This window comes from Microbacterium sp. H6 (genome assembly GCF_003314775.1).
In the GTDB taxonomy this organism is placed as follows: domain Bacteria; phylum Actinomycetota; class Actinomycetes; order Actinomycetales; family Microbacteriaceae; genus Microbacterium; species Microbacterium oxydans.
The window spans coordinates 1-2,863 of record NZ_QOAY01000275.1; the positions used below are offsets into that span (position 1 = coordinate 1).

Annotated in this window: 4 protein-coding genes and 1 pseudogene; 1 reads left to right on the forward strand and 4 read right to left on the reverse strand. The window is 69.9% G+C overall.

Annotated elements, in window-relative coordinates; genetic code table 11:
- On the forward strand, positions 1-258 hold a 258-nt coding region (locus DSP71_RS17920; RefSeq protein ID WP_113681732.1), incomplete at its 5' end, for a CHAT domain-containing protein.
- 258 nt (positions 259-516) lie between these two features.
- On the opposite strand, the gene DSP71_RS17925 is transcribed toward DSP71_RS17920, so the two are convergent.
- The 4 genes and pseudogenes from DSP71_RS17925 to DSP71_RS17940 all read right to left on the reverse strand — a co-directional run.
- Positions 517-960 (reverse strand): type II toxin-antitoxin system PemK/MazF family toxin, encoded by a 444-nt coding sequence (locus tag DSP71_RS17925; RefSeq protein ID WP_113681733.1) that lies wholly within the window; start codon positions 958-960, stop codon positions 517-519.
- Positions 961-993: 33 nt separating this feature from the next.
- Complete coding sequence (locus DSP71_RS17930) at positions 994-1,770, reverse strand: DeoR/GlpR family DNA-binding transcription regulator (RefSeq protein ID WP_058630848.1); 777 nt, start codon at positions 1,768-1,770, stop codon at positions 994-996.
- Positions 1,770-2,624 carry a class II fructose-bisphosphate aldolase gene (locus tag DSP71_RS17935; RefSeq protein ID WP_113681734.1) on the reverse strand — a complete coding sequence of 285 codons (855 nt, stop codon included), beginning with the start codon at positions 2,622-2,624 and terminating at the stop codon, positions 1,770-1,772. Before DSP71_RS17935 ends, DSP71_RS17930 begins: the two co-directional genes overlap by 1 nt.
- Positions 2,621-2,863 (reverse strand): annotated as a pseudogene (locus DSP71_RS17940) (1-phosphofructokinase family hexose kinase); the annotation flags it as partial. The pseudogene DSP71_RS17940 and the gene DSP71_RS17935, both read right to left, overlap by 4 nt.

The window sequence follows — 2,863 nt, forward strand, 5'->3', positions numbered from 1 at the left end:
CTGTCGGCGTGCGAGCTCGGGCGCTCCTCGGTGCGGTGGGGCGAAGAGGCGTTGGGCATGACGCGGGTGTGGTTGCACGCGGGTGCCGACTGCGTGATCGCCGCCCCCGTCGCCGTTCCGGATGACGTCGCGGCCGAGCTCCTCAGCGCCGTGCACACCGGCCTGTCCGAAGGTGCCGCACCGGCCGTCGCGCTCGCGCGGGCATCCGCCGAGACCGGCCTGAGCGCCCCGTTCCAGTGCCACGGCAGCGGATTCTGAAACTTTTCCTCCATTCGATGTATCAGAAGGGAGGCCGCTCGCTCCTGTTCTTCGGAAGGTGCCATGCGAAGGGCCTCGAAGGGAGAGGCGCGAGGGAGGCGCAGTCGGATCTGGGGATCATGCGCACTGGGGAGCGCGAACACGACACGGACACCATCTGCTCGAGGATGATGCGGCAGGCCGCCGCGGCACCCTCAGAGGGCCTCGACGATCTGGGGACGTCGGGGCCCTTGGGGTGTGCCGGGGGAGCGACGCTCTTCAGAGCTCGAGGAAGTCGCCGAGCCAGACGCGTACCGAGGCCAGGCATTCCTCCGTGACCTCACCTGCCGTCCCCGTGAGGCGGTCGCGGGAAAGCGTGCGAGGTTGCTCGGTCATGATCCACGACGGCCGGTCCAGTCCGCTCGGCCCGTCCACGACGACGTGATTCGGCCAGCCCCGGTCGGTCGTCGTGATCGGCAGCACGATGGCCAGCGTGGTCACGGCATCCAAGTATCCAGCCGAGGCCACGGCTTCTGCAGCATGCGATTGCTTGTCGGCCGCAGCCGTCCGTTCGATCGCATGCTTCAGCGACTGCAGTCTCCGACGGCGGTCCTCCGCGTCGGCAAGGTGAGCGAGATGCGCGCCGAGAGTGAGACCGTCACGCGCGGCCTGCTCCTTCAGCCGGTCGCGCAGGTCGTCGCTCACCTTGATCGTCGTAGTCATACTTTGAGTATGACCGCGCTCCGTGCGGCGGCGTCAGGCGACCAGCACCGCGTATCCAGCCGCGCGGAGCGCTGCGAGCACCTCGGTGTCAGCCCCGGCGTCGGTGATCACGGTCGGGAAGAGCTCGACGCCGCCGACGGTCGAGAACGCCTCGACGCCGAGCTTGCTGCCGTCGGTCACCACGACCGCTCGGCGCGCGCGTTCGGCCATCATCCGGTTCACCGCGGCCTCGCGCTCGTCCTGTGTGGTCGCACCGGCGACGGCGTCCATCCCGTTCACACCGATGAAGGCGATGTCGAGCCGCACTCCGCGCAGCAGCTGCTCCACGAACGGACCGACCAGTTCGTAGCTGCGCGAGTGGATGACGCCACCGGTGACGACCACCTTGATGTCGGGGCGCGTGGCGAGCTGGGCAGCGATGTTCACGGCATTCGTTACCACGGTGATGCCACCGCTCCCCGCGAGGTCGTCCCGTGCGGCCAAGGCAGCGGCGATCGCGGTCGTGGTCGTGCCGCCGGAGAGCCCGACCACCATGCCGGGTGCGACCAGGCCGGCGGCGGTCTGCGCGATGCTGGCCTTCTCATGCGTGCGCAGGTGGCTCTTGTAGCGGATGGGCAGTTCATAGGCGACCGTCTGCGCTACCGCACCGCCATGCGTCCGGGTGAGCAGGCGCTGCTCGGCGAGCGTATCGAGGTCGCGACGCGTGGTCGCCGACGAAGCCTCGAACTCCTCGACGAGCTCTTCGACCGTCACCTCGCCCTTCGCAGCCAGCAGGTCGAGGATCGCGTTCAGCCGGGCGGCCCGCTTCATCAGGCCACGGCTTCCGTCGTCTGCAACGCGAACAGCCGGAGCATGCGCGCGGCTTCGTCCGCGAGGGCATCGCGGGCCGGCGCGAGGTACTTGCGGGAGTCGACCAGGCGCTCGTCCGCGTCGAGCTTCTCGCGGACGGCGCGCGTGAAGTAGCCGTTCAGGTGCGTGGAGACGTTGATCTTGGTCATGCCGGCTCGCACGGCATCGGCGATCACGGCATCCGCGACACCGGACGATCCGTGCAGCACCAGCGGCACGGGGAGAGCCTCGTGAAGGCGCCCGATCAGGTCGAGGTCGAGAGAGGCGGTGCGGTCGGTCATCGCGTGCGAAGAGCCCACCGCGACCGCGAGAGCATCCACTCCCGTCGCTGCCACGAATGCCCGCGCCTCGTCGGGGTCGGTGCGCACACCGGGCGCATGGGCTCCGTCCTTGCCCCCCACCTCGCCGAGCTCACCCTCGACGTACACGCCGGCCTCGTGCGCACGCGCCGCGACCGCCGCCGTGAGCGCCACGTTGTCGTCGTAGGGCAGCGCCCCGCCGTCGAACATGACCGAGCCGAAGCCCAGCGCGATGGCCTCGTCGACGAGCTCCGGCCGCTCGGCGTGGTCGAGGTGCACAGCCACGGGGGTCTGCGCGCGCCGTGCCACCGCGAGAGTCGCCAGGGCGATGGGTTCGAGCCCACCGTGATAGTCGGCGCAGTTCTGGGAGATCTGCAGGATGACGGGGAGCTGTGCGAGCGCGGCTGCCCGAACCAAGCCCTCCGCCGTCTCGAGATGGATCACGTTGAAAGCGCCGATGCCCGTGCCGGCAGCAGATGCCGCGGAGACGAGGTCGCGAGCGGAGACGAGGGTCACGAGGGGTCCTTCCGGAAGGATTCAGGGTCGGGGCGCGAGATGCGCAAGTGCTGTTCGAGCTCGGTCCAGCGTGAGGAGATGTCGCCCGCGAGTGGCGTGAGCACCGCGGCGGCGGACCATGCCGTGGCACGGCGGAGGATCTGCTCGGGGTCGCGCACCCCGGCGGCGTACAGCACGGCGCACGCTGCGACACCGGCATCGCCCGCACCCGTCGGGTTGCCGGAGAGCGGCTCGTCCAG